Origin of the sequence: Bradyrhizobium sp. IC3123 (assembly GCF_020193625.1) — a bacterium.
Taxonomy (GTDB): domain Bacteria; phylum Pseudomonadota; class Alphaproteobacteria; order Rhizobiales; family Xanthobacteraceae; genus Bradyrhizobium; species Bradyrhizobium yuanmingense.
On the sequence record NZ_JADYVF010000007.1, the window covers coordinates 262,027 to 284,775 of the forward strand.

The following is a 22,749-nucleotide window of genomic DNA, read 5'->3' on the forward strand; positions in this document are numbered from 1 at the left end:
TCGGCGCGACCTGGAATCGCGCCCGGGATCATGCGGTCAACCTATGAACGGCCCCTTGCCGGGTCAAGGACGCTCACACCGAGATGAAGGGATGCCAGCGCCGCGTCCAGCGCGGGGGGCGAAATCTCCATATATTCAAGGGCCTCGGTCCAGAGCAGGACGGCCCTGACCGGCTTTTGGGGATAAAGCCGCGACAGCACCGCCCGGTACAGCGCAAGCTGGAGGACATAGGTCGCCGGCGCCTCGGCCGCGCTTTTGGGCGCTGCCTGGTTGGTCTTGAAGTCGACGATCAGGACCTCCTCGGGGCGCACGACCAGCCGGTCGATCTGCCCCGACACCAGGGCCGGCGTGCGGCCCGGCCGCTCCAGCCGCCCGGCGATCGCGACCTCCGCCCGGCTGCCGGCGGCAAAGACGGGCGCGAAACGCGGCTCCGTGATCAGGGCGAGCACCTTGTCGGCCAGTGCGATGCGATCGGCCTCCGGCCAGTCCGCGGCGTTGCGCGCCATGAAGCCGAGCGCGGCCTCGCGCCGGCGCTCGCCGGCGATCTCGGGCAGCGATTGCAACAGGCGATGCACCAGCGTGCCGCGTTGCAACGCCAGCGCGCGCGACTGCACCGATTCGCCCGATCGGACGCTGCGGCCCTCCTCGGCAGGCTGGCCCGAGGGGCGCACGGGATCCTCGTCGATGGTCTCGCGCGGGGCCGGTGTCCGCAGCCACTCCGGCAGCGCGATGGTCTGGTGCACGGAGGCCGCCGGCGCGCCCAGCGCCGCGACGTCCTCAGGACGGGCGAACCGGGTGACCTTGCCGAGCGGCGTCTCGATCACCTGCTTGTCGAGGCCCGAGCCTTTGAGCCCGGTGTCGACGAGGTCGTACCAGCTCAGCTTGCGCACCGTCTTCATGTTGCCGGGCATGCAGCCGCCGACGATCAGCCGGTCGGCCGCGCGCGTCATCGCGACATAAAGCAGGCGGCGATATTCGTCCTCGGTCTCCTCCAGCATCGCCTTGCGCGCCTCGGCGACAGGCTTGGGATCGTCGGCCTTGCGTCCGGCCCAGACCACGACCTCGCCGCCATTGCCGCGCGGTACCTGGATCAGCCGCAGCCGCTGCGAGTCCGCGGGCGAAGACGTGGTGTCGACCATGAACACGACCGAGGCCTCCAGGCCCTTGGCGCCGTGTACAGTCATGACCCGCACCTCGTCGCGCGAGATCTCCATGTCGCGCTTCACTTCGGTGTCGGCCGAGCGGAGCCAGGCCATGAAGCCCTGCAGCGAAGCCGGCGCCTTGCGCTCGTAGTTCAGCGCGAGCTCCAGGAATTCGTCGAGCGCGTCATTGGCCTCGTGGCCGAGCCGGCGCAGGATGCGCGCACGCCCGCCATCGCCGCCCAGCAGCCAGGCGTAGAACGCGAACGGCGTCTCGTCGCGGGCGCGGATCTCGCAGGCTTCCAGGCGACGCAACGCCGTGGTGAATTTTTCGCTTGTGGCCGCGTGCTCGCCGAGCGCGCGGCGCAGCGAGCCCTTGCGGTCCCAGGCGAGAGTGAACAAATCGTCGTCATCGAGCCCGAACAGCGGGCTCTTCAGCGCCACCGCGAGCGCGAGATCGTCCTGTGGCAGCAGCAGCGCGTCGGCCAGGTTCATCAGGTCGATGATGGCGATGTGCTCGGTCAGCTTGAGGCGGTCGGCGCCGGCGACCGGGATACCAGCGTGCTTCAGCGCCTGGATCACGGCGTCGAATGCGTTGCCGCGCCGGCGCACCAGGATCAGCATGTCGCCATAGCGAAGAGGACGACGCTCGCCCTCGTGCCCGGTCAGCGTGCCGCTCTCGACCAGCCGCTTGATCTCGGCCTGGATGCGTCGGGAAAGCTTGACCTCGGGGCTGGTGACGGCGACGCCGTCGAATGGCGCACGCCAGCCCTCGATGTCCTGCCGATCGTCGGCCTCGGCGAGATCCCACAGCTCGATCACGCTCGGGCCGGCATCGCTCAGCGAATTGTGCAGGGGATGGCCGATCTCGACCGAATGGATGCTCTTGTAGATCGCGGGATCGCGGAAGACGTGGTCGACCGAATGCAGGATCGTCGCGCCCGAGCGGAACGAATAGGTGAAGGCGACCGGATCGAATTTCAGGCCGGCGGCGGTGAACTTGCGATGCAGCTCGCGCCTGCGCGCGTCGAACTCGTGGGGAGCTGCGCCCTGGAACGAGAAGATCGACTGCTTCTCGTCGCCGACGGCGAAGATGGTGCGGTTCAGCCCCTCGCGCGCGCCTTCGCCGGCGGTGAACTCGGAGATGATGTGCGCGATGATGTCCCATTGGCGCGGGCTGGTATCCTGCGCCTCGTCGATCAACACGTGATCGACGCCGCGGTCGAGCTTGTAATGCACCCAGCCCGAGGCGATGCGGTCCAGCATCGCCAGCGTCTTGTCGATGAGGTCGTCGTAGTCGAGCAGGCCGCGCTCCTGCTTCTCGCGGCGGTAATTCGCGGCGGCCGCTGTCGCGATATGCAGCAGGGCCGCGGTGCGGTCCCGAACCGTCACGGCGCGGCGCTTTTCGATCAGCCCTGCAAGGCGCTGCGCCTCGGCTTCGAACAGGCGGGCCACGGAGGGATTGTGATCGCAGAACTTCTTGGTCAGCACTGCCTTGCGCGGCAGCTTGTCGTCCGTGAGGAAGACGGACAGATAGGCGTCGACCTGATCGCTGCCGGAAAACACCTTTGCCGCGCGCAGCCGCCCTGCCTGGTCATTGTCGGATTTGCTGCCGTCCTCCAGCGCGAAGGCAATGTCGTCCCAGCGCGCGCGCGGCAGGAACGGGCCGTCGAGAATTTCCGTCTCGACGGCTTCGATACGGTCGCCGATGTCAACGCCCAGCACCGCAGCCATCTGCGCCGCTGCGGCTTCCGCATTGCCGGCCTGGTCGGTCCAGGCCATGAAATGATCGCGGCTGAGGCACGCCTCGCGCACGACCTCCTTGAAGGTGACATCCGCGGCGCTCGCCATCGCCGTCAGCAGCGCGCGGCCGGTGACGCTCTCCGGATCGCGTGCGGCTTCCAGCAGCACCTTCAAATTGGCGCGTTCCATCATGTCGGTCTGGTCGCGCTCGTCGATCACGGCGAAGCGTGCGGGAACGTTGGCCTCGAACGGAAATTGCTGGAGCAGGCGGGTACACAGTGCGTGGATGGTCTGCACCTTCAGCCCGCCCGGCGTCTCCAGCGCGCAGGCGAACAGTTTTCTCGCGTCGCGGCGCAGTTTTGCGCCGGGATGCGGGATGCCGACCGCGCGGATCGCCGCGTCGAGCGCGTCATCGTCCAGCGTCACCCAATGACCGAGCGTGGTGAACACGCGCTCGGCCATGTTTGCGGCGGCAGCTTTTGTGAAGGTGATGCAGAGAATTTTCTCCGGTGGCACGCCCGAGAGCAGCAGGCGGATCACGCGCTGCACCAGCACATGCGTCTTGCCCGAGCCGGCGTTGGCCGAGACGAAGGCCGACGCGGTCGGATCGGATGCGCGCGCCTGCCGCGCGCGCACCTCGTCGGGGATGGGACGCGGCGCCTTCACCATTCCTCGATCCCCAACCCGCCGGCCGCCGACCATTCCTTGATCCGGGCAAGGTCGTCATAGGTGCCGTAGCGATTCGCCCACATCGGCAGGTTCAGCGATGTATAGGCCTGGTTCTCGTCCTCGAAGGCGCGGATCAGCGCTTCCAGCTTTGCCCTCGCCTCGGCGGCCGCGGTGTCCGGCGGCTGCGGCTCGTCGCCCGGCTTGAACTTGAGCTCGAGGATGCGCTCCTCGCCGGGTGGATTGTTGCCGCTGAGGCGGACATAGACGAGCTGGCTCACGGAGGCGCCGGCGTCGATGTCGGGAAAACCGCCCTCGCGCAGGATCGCGGCTTCCAACGTCAGCTGCGGCGACAGGCCCATGCGGACCTGCTTGCCGGTCGGCGGCTGGCCGGTCTTGTAGTCGAGGATGGCGTAGCCGCCGCCCTGGCGGCGTTCGATGCGGTCGGCGCGCGCGGAAAGGCGGAAGCTGCGCTGAGGATCGAGCATGAACGAGATCTCGCCACGGGTCTCCGCGACGATCGCCGCGATCGCCTCGCGCCGCGCCGTCTCCCATTCGCCGAACCAGCGCGCGATGCGCTGGAAGCGCGGCCACCACAGCGCCCGTGCTTCGGGCCGCTCCATCAGCGGTGCAAAGTGCTTCTCGCCGATCGCGCGCAGCACCCGCGCGGGATCGTCGGGCAGACGCGCCGCATAGCTTTCCGTGAATTCGCCGATGGCATCGTGAATCGCCGATCCGCGGTCGGCGGCCGAGAGCGGCATGTCGACGGGATCGAGCGCATCGAGCCGCAAGATGCGTTTGGCGTAGATCGTGTAGGGGTCGCGCAGCCAGTCTTCGATCTCGGTGACGGACATTTTGAGCGGGCGTGTCGCGCGCGGCGGCCGTGGTTCCGGCTGCTTGATCGGCTTGACCTCGTCGGGCTGGTCGAGCGCCGAAGCGAACTGCACATATGTCTCGCCGGCGCGAACGGCCGCCTGCCAGAGCTCATCGCCGGCCACCGCCTCCAGCCGATGAAGGAAGCGCGAGGCCACCGCCGGCGCGCCGCCGGCCTTTGCGGAATGAGTGAGAATGACCTCGTCGCCGCCGAGCAATTGCGCGAAGTCATGGGCGGACAGGCCGATGCGGCGCTCCGGCAGATCGAGCCCGAGCTCGTGCCGCATCGGCCGGCTCAGCCAGGGATCGATGCGCGGCGCCGGCGGCCAGACACCTTCGATCAGGCCGCCGACGATGATGCGGTCGGCCTGCATCAGGCGCGATTCCAGCGGGCCGTAGATTTGCAACCGTGCGCCCGGCCTGTCGCGCCGCCGCACCGCGCGGTCCCCGAAGGCGGTCTGGAACACGCCCGCGTAGTCCGCTAGCTGCACCATCAATCCGCTGGTCGTGCCGCCGCGCAAGAGATCGTCGAAGGCGCCGGCGAGCGCGAGTCCATCGCGATCCTCGAAGGCGAGCGGAATGCCCTGATCGTCGCGCGACAGCTCGATCATGATCTCGCGATGCCGATGCGCAAGCTCCGCGAAATCATACGGCTTCGCCGGCGGCAGGCTCTCGATCGACGCCAATGCCTTTTGCAGGGCGTCGATCAGAGCCTGGATGCGATCGAGATCCTCGGCCTTGAGACGCGCCCGCGGCTCGGCGCGATGCAGTGCGGAGACCTCGCTGCGCCACAGCTTTGCCAGCTCCTCGCGGAAGCGGTTGAACTCGCGCAGGAGGCCGGCCGTGCCTGCCGGCGGGCGCGTGCCGCGCAGCAGCGCAAGCTCCAGGCTCTCGATTGCCATCTTCCACGCGCCCGGCGCGCGGCCGAGCCGGCACAGCGGATGCTTCAGCATCGCCAGCAGCGTCGGCGGCTCCAGGCCCTTGGTTGCCGCCTCCGCCGCAAGGCGCGCAAACGTGCCAGCGGATGTCTCCATCAAGACGTCGCCGCCGGAATCATCGAAGGCGAGATCCCATCGGGTCAGCGCCGCCATCACCCGCCGCGCCAAGGCGCGGTCGGGCGTGACCAGCGCCGCGGATTTGTCCAGGTGTCTGGCCTCGCGCATGGCGATGGCGATGGCGAGCGCTTCCATTTCAGGATTGGGCGCTTCGACCACCGCGAGGTTCTTCATGCCGCCCGCGATCTTCGCGGCAACATCGGGCTGCTTCAGCCGGTCGTGCCAGACCTCGGTCTTGGCGGACGGCCGCATCGATTCCGACGCGAGCAGGTCGCGGCCGTCTTCCGCCGGCGGCTGCAAAATCTCGACATCGCTGCGCTTGATGCCGAAGCGATCGAGCAGCGCATGCATCGCATATTGCGGATGGTTCGACGCCGGATTCTCGGTGATGCCCAAGAGGTCCCTGCTGCCGCCGATGCTGCGCCAGGCATCCTCATCGAGATCGGTGTCGAGACCGGGCAGCACCACGGCGCCGTGCGGCAGCGAAGCGACCGCGCGCAGGAATTTTGCGGTCGCTGGCATCGAGCCGGTCGAGCCGGCCGCGATGACGGGGCCATGCGGATTCGCGATCAGCCGTTTGGCTTCCGCTTCGATCAGTTGGTCGCGCCGCGCGGCCGGCTCGATCCGGTTGATCTCGGCGAGATGATTGGGCCAGGCGATGCGGGCGATGCGCAGGAATTCGAGCGAGTGCTGCCAGTAGCGGTCGAGGTTGTCAGGCACCAGCCCGTCGAGCGCGCTCCAGTCGACGCCGCGCGTCACCATGTCGTCGATCAGGCGCGCGAGATCGGACGCCAGCGCCAGCGTCGAGGCGGGACCGCCGACGACCAGCGGCGCCAGCACCGGGCCCTTCGCCCAGGCGGCGACGAGCTGCGCCAGCGTCAGGCGCCGTTCGAGTTCGCCCAAGCGCGGCGGAATGTCGAGCGGCGCGGTCCCGGAGAACTGCTCGCTCTCGCCCGCGAAAGCGAGCTCGTCCTCGTCGATGTCGCCGAGCGCAACGATGCGCGGCAGCACGACGGCATCCGCCTTCATCTCGTCGAGGAAGATCTCGCGCACGACCCGCATGGCGCGCCGCGTCGGAAGATACAGCGTAGCGTCCGCCAGCCGCGCCGGTTCCTTGCGCGCCTCGAATCCCTCCACCAGCCGCCCATCGAGCAGGGCGGTGACGACCGTGCGCAGGAACGGAACTGAGATGGGAACGCTGAAGACGCGCATGGGCTGCCTGATTCGAAGGATCAGGCAATATAGGGAGGCGGGGTCAAATGGTCATGGGTGGAGGAGGAGTCGTCCCCGCTGTTCGCCGAGGTTCGTAGCCCGGATGGAGCGCAGCGCAATCCGGGATGCTGCTCCGCGGCGAGAGGCCCCGGATTACGCTACGCTCCATCCGGGCTACGGCCTCTTCGAGGCAGCCCCTACGCCACGCTCTCCAAAAACGCCTCTTCCGCGGCGTGCACGGCATCGGGCGTGCCGACATGCATCCAGACGCCGTCGAGGCGCAGGCCGAACAACCGTTCCTGCTCGCCCGCGCGATCGAACATCTTCGTCAGCGAGAATTCGCCCTTGGGTGCGTCCACGAAGATCGCGGGCGACATGATCGCTGCGCCGGCATAGACGAACGGAACGACCTCCTTCTCCTTGCGCTTGCGCAAGGCGCCGTCGGGCAGCATGCCGTAATCGCCGCGGCCGCCATAGCCGATGCTGGTCGCCGTCGGCGCCATCAGGAGCAGGATGTCCATTCGATCGGGATCGAAGTTTTCGGCGAGCCGCGTCAGGTTGGAGCGCACGCCGTCGATCCACAGCGTGTCGGAATTGACGTGGAAGAACGGCGCATCGCCGAGCAGCGGCAGCGCCTTGACGACGCCGCCGCCGGTGCCGAGCACCTGGTCGCGCTCGTCGGAGATCGTCACGCGCGGAAGCTGGCGTGATGCGACGTGGTCGATGATCTGGTCCGGCAAATAGTGCACGTTGACCACCGCCTCGGTCACGCCGGCCTGGCCGAGCTTGTCGAGCACGTGGTCGAGCAGCGGCTGGCCTGCGACCGGCACCATCGGCTTCGGCATCTTGTCCGTCAGGGGGCGCATGCGCAGGCCAAACCCTGCGGCGAGCACCATGGCTTTGGTCGGCTTGACGGACATCCTTCCCCTTCTCAGGACCTTTCGCGTTCGCGGCAATCCTAACACGAGGCTCGATCTGCCGCACCGCATCTCAACCGCCTTAACCACCCGCCGTGACGGTTGTACGACGGGTGTTGCCGTCACGCCCCAACGGCTGTGGAACGTAGCTTTTTCTTCTTGTCGCCCACTTTCAGGAAATTGACACCGATCTGGTCGCCATTGACCCAGGCCAGCTCGCAACGCCGGTAGGCGAGCCCCGTGGAGGACAGCAGGAGAAAGAATTCCTTCAGATGCAGACCTTCGACCGAGCCGTCGATGGTCAGCTTGGCGCCGGTCTCGGAGACGTCCTCCATGGTGCAGTCGCGCCGCCAGGTGCCGTCGATTCCCATCATCTGTGCCGAAAACCCGCGCTCGAAAATAACCCGGCTATTTCCGCGCTGATCCGCTTTCGCTGCCATCTGCCCCGCTCCAGCCCCGCAATGTTCCGGCTCCCTCGGCGCCAGAATAGCGACATCTTGGCTAACGGCCGGTAAATCGGTCCTGAATCAGCCCGGCGGCGGGACGTTGGCGAGATACCAGTCGCGCAGATGGGCGAGCGCGGGATGCGCCAGCGAGCGCTGGAGATAGGTCCAGATCCGCGGCTGATGGCGCAGGTAATGCGGCTTGCCATCGCGGCGGTTGAGCCGGGCGAAGGTGCCGAGCAGGCGCGTGTTCCGCTGCGCCGACATGATCGCGTAGAGCTCGGCGAAGCCGGCGGCGTCGAAGCTCGTGTCCTGCGCCCGCCGCGCCTTGATGTAGCGCGACAGCAGCGTCAGCTCGATAGTCTCGGGTACGTCGATGCGAGCGTCCTGGAGCAGCGACACCACGTCGTAGGATTGCGGCCCCAGCACGGCATCCTGGAAATCGATCACGCCGACGCGTTCGATGCCGCTGCGGTTGCCGAGCCAGATCAGGTTGGGCGAGTGATAATCGCGGATGATCCACGTCCTCGGCGCCGCCAGCGGTCTCTTCAGCAATTCGCGCCACATCGCAAAAAATTCCGCGCGCGTCTCATCGCTCAGCGGCGCGTTGCGATCGGGCAAATACCATTCCGGCATCAACCCGATCTCGATCAGCAGCGCCTCGACGTCGAAGACGGGGATCGCGTAGGTCTGCCCGTCCAGCGGCAGCGTCTCCGGCAGCGCCTTGCCGTGCAGCATCGCCAGCACGTCGGTGGCGGCTTCGTAACGCTCGAGAATCGGCCGCGGCGGATCGCCCTCGATCACGCCCTCGCTGCCGAAATCCTCGGAGATCAGAAAGCCCTGGTCGAGATCAAAATGATGGATCGCAGGCGCGGAGATCCCCTGCGCCCGGAGGCCTTCGTCGATGGCGACGAAGGGTTTTACGTTCTCGGCCAGATGCACCGCGGCGCTGTAGGATTTGCCGTTGTAGAGCGCCGCGCCGTCGGGCCGCTGCGGGAAGTTCATGAGGATGACGATCTCCTCATCGCGCACGAGCCGCGCGTAGGAGCGCGTCGAGGCGTCGCCCGGCATGCGCCTGCGCGTCGCATCGATGTAACCGGATGCGTCGAGGAAGTCGCGCAGCGCCTTCAGCCGCGCAACTATAGCTGCGCTCTTGCCGTGGCCGGTGATGTCGGCGGCACGCGCGTTCGAGCCCAGCGCCGGCCGATGCGTCAGCGCGATGTCGATGCGGTTCTCGGGCATCGCCGACGGGGCGCGCTCCGGCCATTCGATCAGCACCAGCGTGGCATCGGGCAGCGGCGACAGCCCGATCTCCTCGAGCTCGCTCTCGTCCTCGACACGGTAGAGATCGGCATGCAGCACCGGGAAGGGTGGCAGCTCGTAGCCCTGCACCAGCGTGAAGGTCGGGCTCGGCACTTCCAGCGCATCGTCTCCGGCGAGATAGCGGATCAGGCTGCGCGCCGCCGCGGTCTTGCCGGCGCCGAGATCGCCGGTCAGCGTAATGACGTCACCGGGACCGACCAGCAGCGCGAGGTCGGCCATTAATTGCGCCGTGGCCGTCTCGTTGTGAAGCGCGACGGAAAATGTGGTTGCATCAGTCATTCGGCGGCGTCGCGATGCGCCGCCTGGTCGGTCGGGAAATCGCAGATCACGACCGTGCCCCGGCCGACGATCGAATCCACCCGCACCTTGCCGCCATGCAGCTCGACGAAGGAGCGCACCAGCGACAGGCCGAGCCCGGCGCCGCGGTGACGCGAGCCCTGCGAGCGGCTTTCGAACCAGTTGAACACCTTGTCTTTCATGTCGGCAGGTATTCCAGGGCCCGAATCTGTCACGGTGAAGACCACGCTGCGTTCGGTGCGCCGCGCGCTGATGCCGACGGTGGAATCCTGTGGAGAAAACCCGACGGCGTTGGCGAGGAGGTTATAGAGCACCTGCACCACGCGCTTCTCGTCGCCGACGAAGCTGCCGACGTCGGGCGCGATCTCGACCTTGAGGCGGATGCGGTCGGTGGCGAGCCGGTCCTGGATGCCCTCGGCGGCAAGCTCGATGGCCTTGCTGACGTCGACCTGCCCGAGTTCCAGCTTCATCGCGCCGGCGTCGATGGTGGCGAGATCCAGGATGTTGTTGGTGAGCGCGAGCAGAGCGTTGGTCGATTTGGTGACGTAGTCGAGATATTCGGCCTGCTTCGGCGTCAGCGGTCCGGTCGAGGGATCGCTGAGGAAATGCGCGAAGCCGATGATAGTGGTGAGCGGCGAGCGCAGCTCGTAGGAGACGTGGTGGACGAAATCCACCTTCATCTGGTCGGCCGCCTCCAGCGCCTCGTTGCGCTCGCGCAGCGCGCGCTCGACATTCTCGGTGTCAGTGATGTCCTGGAAGGTCAGCATGGTGGCGCCGTCCGGCAGCGGCCGGATCATGCCGTCGAGCACGCTGCCGTCCTTGCGCTCCAGCTTCAGCGGCAGGTCGGCGCGGTTCTCGATCGCGGTGATGGCCTCGCGGATCTGGCGCCAGACTTGCGGATCGTCGAACAGCTGATGGCACCAGCCTTCGACGGTCTGGATATGCGGCTCGTCGCGCATGGCATCGCTCGACAGCTTCCACATCCGCACGAAGGCCGGATTGAACAGCTGCGCCTTGCCGTTGCTGCCGAACACCGCGACGCCTTCGGCGAGGCTGTCCAGCGTCTCGCGCTGGACGCGGATCAGGCCGTCGAAGCGGCGGGCGAGGTCGAGGCTTTCGGTGACGTCGTCGAACAGATAGGTGACGCCGCCCTCGGGATTCGGCGTGGTGACGACCGAGAGCGCGCGGCCGTCAGGCAGGAACCAGGTGTCCTTGGCCGTCTCGACCGCGCGATAGGCCTCGTGCAGCTTGGCCTTCCAGGCGCGGAAATCCGGCTGCTCCGGCAATTTGCGCGCGGCGCGGAGCTGGTCGAGCACGCTGGAATCGTCCGGATGGGCGTCGAGGAAGTTGCGATCGAGATCCCACAGCCGGCGATAGGAATCGTTGTAGAAGGCAAGGCGCCGCTGGCCGTCGAACACGGCAACGCCGGAGGAGAGCTGGTCGAGCGTGCGGCGGTGCGCCTCCGCCATGCGCACCAGCGCCGAGCTCAGCGCATCCGCCTCGCTGGCATCGATGGCGACGCCGACGCTGCCGCTGCCGACATTGACGGCGCGCACGTCGTAGATGCGCCGTTCGCCGCCGATCACGATCGGCAGCCGCGAGGTGAAATTGGCGGCGTCCTTGAGCCCCCGCTCCATCGCATTGCGGTCGTCACTGTCGAGCAGCTCGAGCTTGCGCTCCTGGGCATCGATGGCGCTGGTCGCCTCGGTGGCGCGCACATAGGCCGGGTTGGCGTAGGTCAGCGCGCCGTTCTCGCCCTTCGCCCAGATCGGCCACGGTGCGGCCGCGGCAAAGCCGCGAAGCATCTCGGTCTCGTCGGAGAGCGCCTTGTAGCGCAGATTGGTTTCGGCCAGATCACGGCGCAGGCCCGAGAGCTCGCGAATGCGGACGATGGCCTGGCCGCCGATGGCGCGCCCGATCGCTTCCAGCATATGGCCGTGCGCGGTGGTCAGCGTCAGCTGGAACCCGTCGCCGCGCTCGCGCAGCGCATCGACCGCATGGTCCATCAGCAGCGCCGGTTCCGGCGGCAGCCAGGTTCCGAACGCCAGCACGCGCTGCGGCGAGGAATCGCGCGGCAGCACCAGCGCGATATCGCCGGAAATCTGCGCGCGGTTGTCGCCCGCCGGCCATGAGATCAGGATCTGCGGCTCGGCGAACAACAGTGCGCCGAAGCGGTCGGCCTGGAGCTGAAGTTCCCCGATCCGCGCGCGCAGCCGCGCCTCGTTCTTCGCCGTGCGCACCCGCGTCCGCATCAACAGGATCGCGGCCATCACCGAAAAGCCGAGCAGGGCCAGCGCGGTGGCGAGCACCGCGAGTTCCTGCCGGTTGAGATCCATCACGAGGGCGAGGGTGTCGATGAGGTCGGCGGCCTTGGCCGGCGCAGCCGGCAGCAGCGCTGCGAGAGCGCCTCCCACCAAGCCGTTGCGCGCCAGCGATGTGCACGACAACAGCGTCCGACGCATCGACACGATCACGCCTGACATAGTTGCCCCAAGACGCGGAAATTCAAGACCGCACGAATCTGCGCGCGGCGACCCCCGTCGCGCGCGAATCAAAAGACAATACCCTCACCGCGACTCCGCCGGTAAGAGTCCAGATCGTGAACGCAAAGGCGGCCCCCAAAAAATGCGGGCCGCGCGGTTCCAAGGAGCGTGATTCTGAGGATGATTCGGCTGGAGTTGTCTTGGGTTAGCGCCCGGTCGAACCAAAACCGCCGGCGCCGCGGTCGGTCGACGACAATCTGGCGACGGGAACCAGCGCGGCCTGCAGCACCGGCGCGATCACCATCTGGGCGATGCGCTCGCCGCGCTTGATCACGAAAGGCGCGGTGCCGTGGTTGATCAGGATCACCTTGATCTCGCCGCGGTAGTCCGCATCGATCGTGCCCGGCGAATTCAGCACGGTGACGCCGTGCTTGGCCGCCAGCCCCGAACGCGGCCGCACCTGCGCCTCGTGTCCGGGCGGCAAGGCGATGGCAAGGCCCGTCGGCACCAACGCGTATTGGCTTGGTGCGAGCGTCATGGGCTCGTTGTCCGGCACCGCGGCCATCAGATCGAGGCCGGCGGCTTCGCTGGTCTGATAGGCCGGCAGCGGCAGGCCCTCAGCGTGGGTGAGGCGTTGCAGCTCGACGGTAACCTTCGTGCTCAAGATGCGGACTCCAGGGATTTGCCGGTCACGCTCTTCGCGATATGCGCGACCAGTTCGATGGCGACCTGTTCCTTGGTCATCGCCGGCCAGGAATCAACTGCAATCTCGCCGTCCGGCGCACCGGTCTTGCGGCTGAGCAGGTGGACCGTGTTGCGGTCGCCGCCCATCACGCCGGTGGCGGGCGAGACGTCGTTGGCGACGATCCAGTCGCAGCCCTTGCGCGCGAATTTTGCCTTGGCGTTGTCGATGAGGTGCTCGGTCTCGGCGGCAAAGCCGATCACGAGCCTCGGGCGCTTGTCGGCGAGCTTGGAGATGGTGGCGAGAATGTCGGGGTTCTCGACCAATTGCAGCGGCGGCATGCCGGCCGCGGTTTTCTTCAGCTTCTGCTCGCCTTCATTGGCGACGCGCCAGTCGGCGACTGCGGCGGCGAAGATCGCGACGTCGGTGGGAAGCGCGGCCTTGACCTGCTCCAGCATCTGCCGCGCCGATTCGACATGCTTCACCGTCACGCCCGGGGGATCGTCGAGGTCGACCGGACCGCTCACCAGAGTAACCTCGGCGCCCGCGGCCTGTGCAGCGGCGGCAATGGCAAAGCCCTGCTTGCCGGAGGAACGGTTAGCGATATAGCGCACCGGGTCGATCGCCTCATGGGTGGGACCGGCGGTGATCAGCACGCGCGTGCCCGCGAGCGGCTTCGGCGTCGGCGGCCGCAGCAGGCGCTCGGCGGCATTGGCGATCTCGATGGCTTCCGACATGCGGCCCGTTCCGGCTTCGCCGGCCTCGGCCATCTCGCCCGCGTTCGGGCCGATCAGCACAACGCCGTCGCGCTGGAGCTGCGCGACGTTGCGGCGCGTCGCCGCGTTGCTCCACATCAGCGGATTCATCGCCGGCGCCAGCAGCACCTTGCGGTTGGTCGCGAGCAGGATGGCGCTGGCGAGATCATCGGCATGACCGTTCGCCATCTTCGCCATCAGGTCGGCCGTGGCCGGCGCCACCACGATCAGGTCGCAGTCGCGCGCGAGGCGAATATGGCCGGCATCGAACTCGCTCTGCGGGTCGAACAGGTCGGTATAGACGCGCTCATGCGACAGGGCGCTCGCGGCCAGCGGCGTCACGAATTGCTGCGCCGCCTTGGTCAGCACGCAGCGGACCTCGATACGGCGCTCCTTCAGCCTGCGGATCAGGTCGAGCGACTTATAGGCCGCGATCCCGCCGCCGATGATCAGGGTGACGCTGGCCTCGGGAACGGCGCCGCCTCGCTGCGGCGTCGGGGCGGCGGAGGGCACCGCAAACGGCGTCAGCGGCTCCTCGCGGCCCTCGATCAGCTCCCGCAGGATGACCCGGACCTCCTCTTCGACCGACCTGTGGTTCTTGGCCGAGCGCAGCCGCAAATAGGTTTTGACGGCGTCGTCGAGCTTGCGGATGGTCAGGCTTGCCATGACGCCCTCCGGCACGGAATGATAGCGATGCTATCACTCCAGTGATTGCAATGCAATCACAGATTCCGGACGGCGATCAGAATCCCGATGAAGGTCGCGGCGATGATCCAGAGCGCCACGGTGCGCCAGCGGTTCTTGCGGCCCTCGCTGCGTCCCATCGCCGCGATGCTCTCCGGCGAAAGCCTGATGCCCTCCCGCGTCATGGTCTCGAGCTGCTCGAGCACCTTCACCGACCGCTCGGCGATCTCAGGCAGGCGCATCAAGACCCGCGCGATGTCCCCGGTACCGGCGAGCGCGCCCTCGATGCGGCCGATGGGTCCGAGGTTGCGCTCGATCCATTCGCGCACCACGGGATCGGCGATCCGCCAGATGTCGAGCTTGGGATCGAAGCCGCGCGCCACGCCCTCGACCACCACCATGGTCTTCTGCAGCAGGATCAGCTCGGGCCGCGTCGTCATGTCGAACAGGCCGGTGACCTCGAGCAGCAGCGTGAGCAGCCGCGCCATCGAGATCTCTTCCGCCGTGCGGTTGTGGATCGGCTCGCCGATGGCGCGGATGGCTTGGGCAAAATTCTCGACCGAATGATGCGCGGGCACATAGCCGGCCTCGAAATGCACTTCGGCCACGCGGCGATAATCGCGGGTGATGAAGCCGAGCAGGATCTCGGCGAGGAAGCGCCGCTCCTTCATGCCGAGCCGGCCCATGATGCCGAAATCGACCGCCACGAGGCGGCCGGCGTCATCCAGGAACAGATTGCCCGGATGCATGTCGGCATGGAAGAAGCCGTCGCGCAGCGCGTGGCGCAGGAAGCTCTGGATCACCTTGCGGCCGAGATCGGGCAGGTCGACCCGCGCCTCGGCGAGGCGCTTGTGATCGTTCAGTGCGATGCCGTCGATCCATTCCATCGTCAGCACGTTGTGCGTGGTGCGGTCCCAGTCGACGGCGGGCACGCGGAAATCGGGATCGTCGCGCGTGTTCTCCGCCATCTCCGACAGCGCGGCAGCCTCTAACCGTAGGTCCATCTCCATCGCGACCGAGCGCGACATGGTGTTGATGACCTCGATCAGGCGCAGGCGCCGTGCCTCGGCCGAATAGGCCTCAGCCTTGTGCGCGACGTAGAAGAAATCGGAGAGATCGCGGCGGAAGCGCGCGGCGACGTTGGGTCTCAGCACCTTGATCGCGACGGACTTGCGGATGCCGTCGCGCACCACCTCGCCGCGATGCACTTGCGCGATCGAGGCCGCCGCGACCGGCGGGCCGAAGCTCACAAAGATGTCCGTCAGCGGCCGTTCCAGCGAGGTCGCGATCGTGGCCTCGGCTTCCTGCTGCGGAAACGGCGGCAGGCGGTCCTGCAGGCTTTCGAGGTCGCGCGCCATGATGACGCCGACCACGTCGGGGCGCGTGGCCAGGAACTGGCCGAGCTTGAGATAGGCCGGGCCCATCCGCGTCAGCGCGCGCGAGATCCGCGGTCCCTGCTTGGCGCCACGGCGCTCGATGATGCGCGCCAGCTTCAGCGCGAGCTGTCCCGGCGGCGGCACCAGGCTCGGATCGACCGCGCCGAACACGCCTTCGTGCGCAAACACGAACGCGGCGCGGATCAGGCGCGCAATGTGGGTGACGGCAGAGATCACAAACGCCAGCCCGAATGCAATGCGACGATGCCGCCGGAGAGTGTCTGCCAGCTGACGCGGGCAAAGCCGGCCTCGCGGATCATGTCGGCGAAGGCGGCGGGCTTCGGAAATTTGCGGATGGACTCGACGAGATACTGGTACGATTCGGCGTCGCCCGTGACCATGCGCCCGAGCGGGGGGATCACCTTGAACGAGAACAGATCATAGAGCTTGTCGAGGCCGGGCATCTCGACAGTGGAGAATTCCAGGCACAGGAAGCGGCTGCCGGGTCTCAGCACGCGATAGGCCTCGCGCAGCGCAAGGTCGATCCGGGGCACGTTGCGGATGCCGAAAGCGATCGTATAGGCATCGAAGCTGCGGTCGGCGAAGCCGAGCGATTCGGCATTGCCTTCGACGAAATCGACCTGGGTGTCCAGATGACGCTTGGCGGCGCGTTCGCGCCCCACGGCCAGCATGTCCGCATTGATGTCGCACACCGTGGCGTGGAAGCCGGGGCCGGCGGCCTTGGCGGCACGGAACGAGATGTCGCCGGTGCCGCCGGCGACGTCAAGCAGCGCGAACGGCCGGTCGCCCCTCGGCGGATCCAGCGCGGTGATCATGATGTCCTTCCAGACCCGGTGCAGGCCACCGGACATCAAATCGTTCATCAGGTCATAGCGCGACGCCACGCTGCGAAACACATCGTTCACCAGCGTCTGCTTGTCCCCGAGGGGAACGTCCCTGAAGCCAAAATGCGTGGTTTCGCCCGGCCGATCCATTACTCTACTCCACTCGGCGGACCATAGCCCGCCCGCCGCAATGGCGCTATCACACCGCCTTCATAAGGTGAATGCCCGACCATGCCTGAATTGCCCGAAGTCGAGACCGTCCGCCGCGGTCTTCAGCCCGTGATGGAGGGCGCGAAAATCCTCGACGCGGAGGCCCGCCGGCCAGATTTGCGCTTTCCGTTCCAGCCCGACTTCGTGGCCCGGCTCAAGGGGCAGGTCGTCACGGGCCTCGGGCGCCGTGCAAAATATCTCATGGCCGATCTCGCCTCCGGCGACGTGCTCTTGATGCATCTGGGCATGTCGGGCTCGTTCCGCGTCATCAAGCCGGACAACGAGGCTCAGCCCGGCGAGTTTCACTATCCGAAGGCCAAGGATTCCGCCCACGACCACGTGCTGTTTCGGATGTCCTCGGGCGCCGACATCGTCTTCAACGATCCGCGCCGCTTCGGATACATGAAAGTGATTGCGCGTGGCGCGCTCGAAGACGAGCCGCTGCTGCGCGGGCTCGGCCCCGAGCCGCTCGGCAACGAATTCGACGCCGCGATGCTGGCGCGCTCCTGCCAAGGCAAGACCACGAGCCTGAAGGCCGCGCTGCTCGACCAGCGCGTGGTGGCCGGGCTCGGCAACATCTATGTCTGCGAGGCGCTGCACCGCTCGCATCTGTCGCCGCGGCGCATTGCTGCGACGCTATCCACCAGGAAGGGCGAGCCGACGGATCATGCGCAGCGCTTGGTCGGCGCGATCCACACCGTGCTGAACGATGCCATCAAGGCCGGCGGCTCCAGCTTGCGCGACCATCGCCAGACCTCGGGCGAGCTCGGCTATTTCCAGCATTCGTTCAGGGTCTATGACCGCGAAGGCGAAAAATGCACGACGCCGCGCTGCGGCGGCACGATCAAGCGGTTCGTGCAGAACGGTCGTTCGACCTTCTGGTGCCCGAAATGTCAAAAGTGACCGTCGGGATTGCCGCAGCGTCGTAGCCCGGATGGAGCGCAGCGTAATCCGGGGCCGGCCTCTCCGCGGAGAGACCTTCCTGGATTGCGCTTCGCTTCATCCAGGCTACGGGAGCCCTCGCTACAACGCACGAGGCGAAGCAATCCGGCCGGGCTGGTGGCCGAACTGCTTCGTCGCTTGGGCCCGTTCACCGGATGGCGAAGAGCCCGACTGTCGTCCGAGCGATCGCCCCGCTCAGGACGCCAGTGCCGTGGTCTCGTCCGCCGCCTGTTCCGCAGCGATCTGCAGCATGCCGTGCGCAGCCGAGATGACCTGGTCGATCAGGACATTGGTGGTGGCTTCGAGCTCGAGCCGGGTCTCGATCCAGCGCCAGAGGCCGCGAATCTCGTCCGCCGATTTGCCGTTCGGCGCGAATTCACTCACGGCAAGGCCGCTCGCAAGCGCGTCCTGGTGATCGTTGCGCATCACGATCAGCGGACGCGCGAGCACCTCGGCAAGATCGAGCGCGGCTTCCTCGGCGAGCGCGGTCGCGGCGTTGTCGATGCGCTGTCCGCGGATCGGCGTCTGGTTGAGCACGAAGCTGTAAGGCCGCTTCCAGGCGCGGGCGACGCTGAGCGTCGAGACGGTCGCCTCGATGTCGGCGACGCTGGGACGGGCCGGGATCAGGCAGAGGTCGGAATGGCGGATCGCGGCGGTGGTGGCGGCGCTGAGGCCGGCGGCGGTATCGACGATCGCGAGCTGGAGGCCGCTGTCGGCGAGCATCTTGAGACGCGGCGCGATATCGGCGGCGTGATAGATCGGCTCGACGACGAGATCGTCGGTCAAGCGGCGGCGCTGCCAGTTGGAGAGGGTGCCCTGCGGGTCGGTCTCGATCAGGCGGACGGTGAAGCCGGCCTGCTTGGCGGCCAAGGCGAGGCCGATGGCGAGCGTGCTCTTGCCGCTGCCGCCCTTTTGGGTGGCCAGTACGATCGTGTGCATTGAAGGTCAATCCTTTGGAGTGCTGGGTCAGGGATACGCCACGCGAACGTGCATCGCTTCTGGATGCTGAGCGCTTCTCGCTCAGGACGTGCCGGCCCGATCCAAAGGGGATCGCGGAGGTCCGAATCAACGGCAACGATGATGGCGGAATCGCGAATGCCAGCGAATCCGTACCATTACCGGCTCCGTAATCGTACGTAAGGTGGCCCGCACGGCCGTGCCCCGGCTCTGCGCGGCAGCGCAAGCGCTGCAACGCGTCCAGGGGCACGAGACCTACTTGCGCACGCAGATCACGCGCACGACGGCGGCTTTGGCGTCGGTCGACGTGCCATTCGGGCTGACGCCCTTCGCCTTGAGAAACCCGCGCACCGCCTCGGCAGAGACCATCATCGCCTGTGATGCCGGCACCGACGTCGCGGGTCCCGCGACCACCGCCGGCTTCAGCAGCGCGATGCCGGCGAACTTGCCGTCGCCGTCGACGGCTGGGCTGCCGGAGAAGCCGACCGCCGGCGGCGGCGAGAGCGCGGAATTGCTGCTCATCGCCGGCGTCAACGCGGCCTTGAGGTTCGACACGGCGGCGGCGCCGCCCTGGCTTTGCGGATCGGCGATGCCGACGACATCGACATTGGTCTTCGCGGCCCCGCTGGCGAGGCCGAGCGGTTTCAGCCCGCGCGCGCCGTAGATGCGCAGCAGCGCGAGATCGTGCTCCTTGTCCTCGGCGAGGCGGTCGGCGCTGCCATGGCCGGCGATCGTGATCGCAAGGCAGCCGTCGGTGACGAGGCGGTCGGTGACGATCGCGCCGTCCTCGCTGACGACGATGCCGGTGCCGTATTCAACGGTCTTGCGCGGCGGCGGCCCGGCCAGCGGTCCCGACGGAAACGCGTTGAACGCGCTCGACATCGCGATCACGACCGGCTCGACCGTATTCTCTGTCGCCTGGTCGTAGAGGATCGTCATGGTGCGGACCTCGTCACCCTTGAAGGTGCCGCGGACGTAGAACTTCTTCTGGCCCTGCAAGCCCGACAGCACGAAGAAATCCGGCTTCACCACGGTGTAATCGACCTTGCGGCCGGACGGCTCCTTCTCGAGATCGGCGAGCTTGGCCGAGGTCGGGCTCACTTCCTTGCGGCGGCTGAGAACCACCTGCACCGTCCCTGTCGGCGAGGTCCATTTCGAGCCGTTGGCGTCGCTTGCCTGCTGCGGCACCAGCTTGCCGGGAATGCCGAGCCGGGCGCCGCTGGTCGGCTCCGTCACGATCTTCCAGCCGACGCTCTCCTGCTTCTTGCGTGCCGCCTCAGTGAGCGCGGTGCGCTCCTGCGGATTGAGCACACCGGTCGGCTTGCCGCCCTTGGCCTTCTGGTACTCCTTGATGGCGTTGACCATGCGCTCGCTGACGTCGCCGGTGATGGCGCCGTTATATTGTCCGACCCAGGCGAGGTCGGACTGCAGGGCCAGCCGCTCGGCTTTGGCCATGGCATCGGCCGTCGCGGACGGCGTCTGCATCGCAGGGGGCTTGACCGGAACGGTCTGGACCGTCTTCGGGGTGGCGCCTGGCACTTGGGGCGTCGTCATCTGGGCGTGCGCGCCCGTGGCAGCCGCCAACATCAGTGTTGCCGCAAGCATCGATCTCATGACAAATCCAGCCAGCCCGTTGAACGCCAAAACATTGAAAAGCATGCGATTGAAGCACATCTCGTTGGTCGCGAACAATGACGGTGCGGTTCAGGAGTAAGAGAAGGTGCTTAGCCCGGACGAACTCGAACGCTATGCCCGCCACATCGTGTTGCGCGACGTCGGCGGCCCCGGCCAGGCGGCGCTGAAACGCGCCTCGGTGCTGGTGATCGGCGCCGGCGGGCTCGGCGCGCCCGCGCTGATGTATCTGGCCGCCGCCGGCGTTGGCACGCTCGGCGTGGTCGACGACGACGTGGTGTCGCTGTCCAACCTGCAGCGCCAGGTGATCCATACGACGCCCGATATCGGCCGGCACAAGGTCGAGAGTGCCGCCGAGCGGATCGCGGCGCTCAACCCACATGTCCGCTTCATCGGTCACGCCACCTGGCTCAACGCGGATAACGCGCTCAGCCTGATCGGCGATTACGACCTCGTGCTCGACGGCTCCGACAATTTCTCGACGCGCTATCTCGTTTCCGACGCCTGCTTCTTCGCCAAGCGGCCGCTGATATCAGCGGCGCTCGGCACCTTCGACGGCTCGCTGACCACCATCCGCGCGCATGAGACGGGCGAGCAGGGCGAGTTCAACCCGACCTACCGCTGCCTGTTTCCGGAAGCGCCGCCGCCAGGCACCGTGCCGGCCTGTGCGGAAGCCGGCGTCATGGGCGCATTGGCGGGCGTGCTCGGCTCGATGATGGCGCTGGAGGCGATCCGCGAGATCGTCGGCTTCGGCGACGGCCTTGTCGGCCGCCTCCTGATGATCGATGCGCGCGCGATGCGCTTCGAGACGCTGCGCTATTCACGCGATCCCGCCAATCCGCTCAACGGCGACGGGCCTGTGTTCGATGACTTGAGCATCCACCGCGAGTAGGACGCCGGACGGCACTGAGAGCACTATGCGAACAGTAGAACTCGACGCCAGTAGTTGGAAAACAGCTCAGGATTTTCGATCAGGTCTCAAGGCAGCAATAGGGGCACCGGAGTGGCATGGCGACATGGTGGCTGCCTTTTTGGATTCAATCTTCGGGGGCGGAATGAACGCACTCAAGCCCCCTTACAACATCAAGATCGTAAATACGGCTGGCCTCGCACCAGACGTTATGGAGCTGATCCGAGATCTTTCGTTACGCATCGAGGAGACGCGGATACGTCGGCTTGCACGTACAGGTGAGGACGTGGCGGCCAGTCTTGAAATCGCGAGCTAGGTTCAATTTGCCCGGGGGCGCATAGGATAACCATCCGTCCGCCGGAGCACAGCCTCACAGCATGCTCGGGAGCACGCGGTCCGGCGGCTTGTGGGCATCGAGGAAGGTGCGGATGTTGATGATCACCTTCTCGCCCATCTCGACGCGGCCTTCGATCGTGGCCGAGCCCATATGCGGCAGCAGCGTCACCTTGCCGGCCCTGGCGAGCCGCACCAGCTTCGGATTGACCGCGGGCTCGTGCTCGTAGACGTCGAGGCCGGCGCCGCCGATCTCGCCGCCTTCGATCAGCTTGATCAGCGTGTCCTCGTCGGTGACCTCGCCGCGCGCGGTGTTGACGATATAGGCGTCTTTTCGGATCAGCTTCAGCCGCCGCGCCGAGAGCAGGTGATAGGTCGCCGGCGTGTGCGGACAGTTCACCGAGATGATGTCCATCCGCGCCAGCATCTGGTCGAGGCTTTCCCAATAGGTCGCCCCCAGCTCCTCGGCGATCACGGGGGCGACGGGACGGCGGTTGTGATAATGGATCTGCAGGCCGAAGGCGCGGGCGCGGCGTGCCACCGCCTGGCCGATGCGGCCCATGCCGATGATGCCGAGGCGTTTGCCCCCGATGCGGTGGCCGAGCATCCAGGTCGGCGACCAGCCGGCCCAGGGCTTGCCTTCGGTCAGGATCGAGGCGCCTTCGATCATTCGCCTGGGCACCGCGAGGATCAGCGCCATGGTCATGTCGGCGGTGTCTTCGGTCAGCACCTTCGGCGTGTTGGTGACGGTGATGCCGCGGGCATGGGCGGCTGCGACGTCGATATTGTCGACGCCATTGCCGAAATTGGCGATCAGGCGGAGCTTGCAGTCGGGCTGGTTCACGACCTCGGCGCTGATGTGATCGGTCACGGTCGGAACCAGCACGTCGGCGGTGCGGGCGGCTTCCGCGATCTGCTCGGGCGACATCGGCGTGTCGTCGAGATTGATCCGCGCGTCGAACAGCTCGCGCATCCGCGTCTCGATCGAATCCGGCAGCTTGCGCGTCACCACGACGAGGGGCTTTTTCTTCACCGACATGTCCTGCTCTCATGAGACATCGCAGGCCGCCTCTGTCGCCAAAGGCCGGTCGTTGAGGCCTCATTAACCCGGTTGTTCGACACTGCCCTTGCCGTGTCCGTCCCCGGCGTTTCCTCCAAGCTCACCCGACATTTCCGGCCGGAAAATCGGGGCCAATTGGTTGCTCAAGTGCCCGTTCTCTCTAGCAGAAGGCCGGGCCAAGACAAGAACCACGGCTCAAGGCTTGGAACCCG

The 22,749-nt window shown here is 66.9% G+C and carries 16 protein-coding genes; 3 read left to right on the forward strand and 13 right to left on the reverse strand.

Annotation, left to right across the window (positions count from 1 at the left end):
* Positions 1-41 precede the first annotated feature (41 nt).
* The 10 genes from addA to ubiE all read right to left on the reverse strand — a co-directional run bounded on the left by addA (position 42) and on the right by ubiE (position 16,643).
* Positions 42-3,551, reverse strand: coding sequence for a double-strand break repair helicase AddA (addA, locus tag I6F20_RS23880; RefSeq protein WP_225128051.1), 3,510 nt, complete (start codon positions 3,549-3,551; stop codon positions 42-44).
* Complete coding sequence (gene addB / locus I6F20_RS23885) at positions 3,545-6,688, reverse strand: double-strand break repair protein AddB (protein ID WP_225128052.1); 3,144 nt, start codon at positions 6,686-6,688, stop codon at positions 3,545-3,547. The genes addA and addB overlap by 7 nt, the downstream gene beginning before the upstream one ends.
* A 197-nt stretch (positions 6,689-6,885) precedes the next feature.
* Entirely contained in the window at positions 6,886-7,608 is a 723-nt protein-coding gene (locus tag I6F20_RS23890; RefSeq protein ID WP_036024455.1) for a nucleotidyltransferase family protein, read from the reverse strand.
* A gap of 119 nt (positions 7,609-7,727) precedes the next feature.
* Positions 7,728-8,045: a PilZ domain-containing protein gene (locus I6F20_RS23895; protein WP_036024457.1), complete on the reverse strand. Its 318-nt coding sequence runs from the start codon at positions 8,043-8,045 to the stop codon at positions 7,728-7,730.
* An 87-nt stretch (positions 8,046-8,132) separates the two neighbouring features.
* Positions 8,133-9,650, reverse strand: coding sequence for a tRNA (adenosine(37)-N6)-threonylcarbamoyltransferase complex ATPase subunit type 1 TsaE (gene tsaE, locus I6F20_RS23900; RefSeq protein WP_225128053.1), 1,518 nt, complete (start codon positions 9,648-9,650; stop codon positions 8,133-8,135).
* Positions 9,647-12,151 (reverse strand): sensor histidine kinase, encoded by a 2,505-nt coding sequence (locus I6F20_RS23905; protein WP_225128055.1) that lies wholly within the window; start codon positions 12,149-12,151, stop codon positions 9,647-9,649. The genes tsaE and I6F20_RS23905 overlap by 4 nt, the downstream gene beginning before the upstream one ends.
* Before the next feature lie 205 nt (positions 12,152-12,356).
* Positions 12,357-12,815, reverse strand: coding sequence for a dUTP diphosphatase (gene dut, locus I6F20_RS23910; RefSeq protein ID WP_225128057.1), 459 nt, complete (start codon positions 12,813-12,815; stop codon positions 12,357-12,359).
* Positions 12,812-14,254, reverse strand: a complete 1,443-nt coding sequence (gene coaBC / locus I6F20_RS23915) for a bifunctional phosphopantothenoylcysteine decarboxylase/phosphopantothenate--cysteine ligase CoaBC (RefSeq protein WP_225128059.1) — start codon at positions 14,252-14,254, stop codon at positions 12,812-12,814. The genes dut and coaBC overlap by 4 nt, the downstream gene beginning before the upstream one ends.
* A gap of 56 nt (positions 14,255-14,310) precedes the next feature.
* A complete protein-coding gene (gene ubiB / locus I6F20_RS23920) occupies positions 14,311-15,885 on the reverse strand; it encodes a 2-polyprenylphenol 6-hydroxylase (RefSeq protein ID WP_225113801.1) in 1,575 nt (524 codons plus the stop codon).
* Positions 15,882-16,643 carry a bifunctional demethylmenaquinone methyltransferase/2-methoxy-6-polyprenyl-1,4-benzoquinol methylase UbiE gene (ubiE, locus tag I6F20_RS23925; RefSeq protein ID WP_036009053.1) on the reverse strand — a complete coding sequence of 254 codons (762 nt, stop codon included), beginning with the start codon at positions 16,641-16,643 and terminating at the stop codon, positions 15,882-15,884. Before ubiE ends, ubiB begins: the two co-directional genes overlap by 4 nt.
* 81 nt (positions 16,644-16,724) lie before the next feature.
* Between ubiE and mutM the strand changes: the two genes are divergently transcribed.
* Positions 16,725-17,606, forward strand: a complete 882-nt coding sequence (gene mutM, locus I6F20_RS23930) for a bifunctional DNA-formamidopyrimidine glycosylase/DNA-(apurinic or apyrimidinic site) lyase (protein WP_225128061.1) — start codon at positions 16,725-16,727, stop codon at positions 17,604-17,606.
* A gap of 234 nt (positions 17,607-17,840) precedes the next feature.
* Here the strand turns inward: mutM and I6F20_RS23935 are convergent, their stop codons facing one another.
* Positions 17,841-18,584, reverse strand: coding sequence for a nucleotide-binding protein (locus I6F20_RS23935; RefSeq protein WP_225128062.1), 744 nt, complete (start codon positions 18,582-18,584; stop codon positions 17,841-17,843).
* Between the two features lie 273 nt (positions 18,585-18,857).
* Positions 18,858-20,216, reverse strand: a complete 1,359-nt coding sequence (locus I6F20_RS23940; protein WP_225128063.1) for a serine protease — start codon at positions 20,214-20,216, stop codon at positions 18,858-18,860.
* A 106-nt stretch (positions 20,217-20,322) separates the two neighbouring features.
* On the opposite strand from I6F20_RS23940, the gene I6F20_RS23945 reads away from it, so the two are divergent.
* The gene (locus tag I6F20_RS23945; RefSeq protein WP_225128064.1) at positions 20,323-21,126 is read left to right on the forward strand and encodes a HesA/MoeB/ThiF family protein; all 804 of its coding nucleotides are present in this window, start codon (positions 20,323-20,325) and stop codon (positions 21,124-21,126) included.
* Positions 21,127-21,151: 25 nt separating this feature from the next.
* Positions 21,152-21,460, forward strand: coding sequence for a hypothetical protein (locus tag I6F20_RS23950; RefSeq protein WP_225113795.1), 309 nt, complete (start codon positions 21,152-21,154; stop codon positions 21,458-21,460).
* A gap of 54 nt (positions 21,461-21,514) precedes the next feature.
* On the opposite strand, the gene I6F20_RS23955 is transcribed toward I6F20_RS23950, so the two are convergent.
* On the reverse strand, positions 21,515-22,516 hold the full coding sequence (locus tag I6F20_RS23955; RefSeq protein ID WP_036009043.1) for a 2-hydroxyacid dehydrogenase: 1,002 nt from the start codon (positions 22,514-22,516) through the stop codon (positions 21,515-21,517).
* Between the last annotated feature and the right edge of the window lie 233 nt (positions 22,517-22,749).